This window comes from Mycobacterium sp. 1245801.1 (assembly GCF_001673055.1).
Classification (GTDB): domain Bacteria; phylum Actinomycetota; class Actinomycetes; order Mycobacteriales; family Mycobacteriaceae; genus Mycobacterium; species Mycobacterium europaeum_A.
This window is the reverse complement of record NZ_LZKY01000226.1, coordinates 1-1,072: the sequence shown is the minus strand read 5'-3', so window position 1 is coordinate 1,072 and position 1,072 is coordinate 1. Positions and strand designations below refer to the sequence as shown.

The following is a 1,072-nucleotide window of genomic DNA, read 5'->3' as shown; positions in this document are numbered from 1 at the left end:
TCGTCATCACGGCTGAACGGCGCATCGACTCGGCGGAGACCCGGGCGGTGATCGCCGAGGAGCGGGCGTCGCGTTGGGAGTCGCTGTACCGGATCGCGGTCGCGCACCTCCGCGAGGTGATCCGTTGGGCCACCGTCAACAACACGGGCACCATGCCGGAGCCCCCCGCGGAATTGCAGCGGGAGCTGTGACATGCGTCCGGGCTGCCGCGCCTGGGTGGCGCTCGGGGCTTACGTCGCAGCTTGGGACATGTTCTGCCCGCAAGGGGAGCAGTTGACCGACGCCGCCCGCCGCGGTGTCGTCGCCCACCCGGTCCTCACGACCGGCGCGATCGCGGTCACGGCGCTGCACTTGGCGAACCGGCTGCACCGGCGGGTGGACCCGTTCTATCTGGTGGGCACTTTCGTGGCGTCGGCGCGGTTCATCAAACGCTAGACGTTATTGCGTCAAACGATCCGGTCTATGGTGTACGCAACGGCCGATTGACGGCGGCCCACACACCAGGAGTGACGATCCTTATGTCCGATTTGCAGTTCACGATTACTCGCGACGAGTTCGCGGATGCGATCAACTGGGTGGCGCGGGCGTTGCCGGCGAAGCCGTTGAACCCGCTGCTCGGCGCGATCCGACTCACCAGCGGCTCCGGTTACGTGATCCTGGAGGCGTTCGACTACGAAGTTGCCGCCGTGACAAGCGCTGGGGCGGATGTGACATCACTGGGAACCACCTTGGTGTCCGGGCGCCTGCTGCAGGCGATCAGCAAGGCGCTGGCACGCAAGCCGGTGGAGTTCAAGACTGAGGGTGGTACTGCACGCATCCTGTGCGGGGCCGCAGAGTTCACGTTGCCCACCATGCTGGGGAGTGAGTACCCAGACCTGCCGACGCGGCCGGCCGACGCGGGCAGCGTGGACGCCGGACAGTTCGCGGAGGCGATCGCGCAAACCAGTTTCGCGGTGCACCGCGGCGACGGGTACTCGAGCATCAAGGCGGTGTGTTTCGACGTCGACCCGCTCGGCGGGTTGACGTTGTCGGCCACCGACCGCTACCGCGTCGCGACGAAGACGATCCCATG

General features: G+C 66.9%; 2 protein-coding genes and 1 pseudogene. All 3 read left to right on the top strand.

Annotated elements, in window-relative coordinates:
- Positions 1-191 (top strand): hypothetical protein (locus A5622_RS29710; protein ID WP_197508016.1); only part of this gene is annotated, 191 nt, incomplete at its 5' end.
- Position 192: 1 nt separating this feature from the next.
- Positions 193-435, top strand: coding sequence for a hypothetical protein (locus A5622_RS14885; protein ID WP_066879480.1), 243 nt, complete (start codon positions 193-195; stop codon positions 433-435).
- Between the two features lie 83 nt (positions 436-518).
- Positions 519-1,072, top strand: a pseudogene (locus tag A5622_RS14880) (DNA polymerase III subunit beta); the annotation flags it as partial.

Coding starts and splice junctions, on each gene's coding strand:
- A5622_RS14885 (WP_066879480.1), top strand. CDS start 193: ATGCGTCCGGGCTGCCGCGCCTGGGTGGCGCTCGGGGCTTACGTCGCA.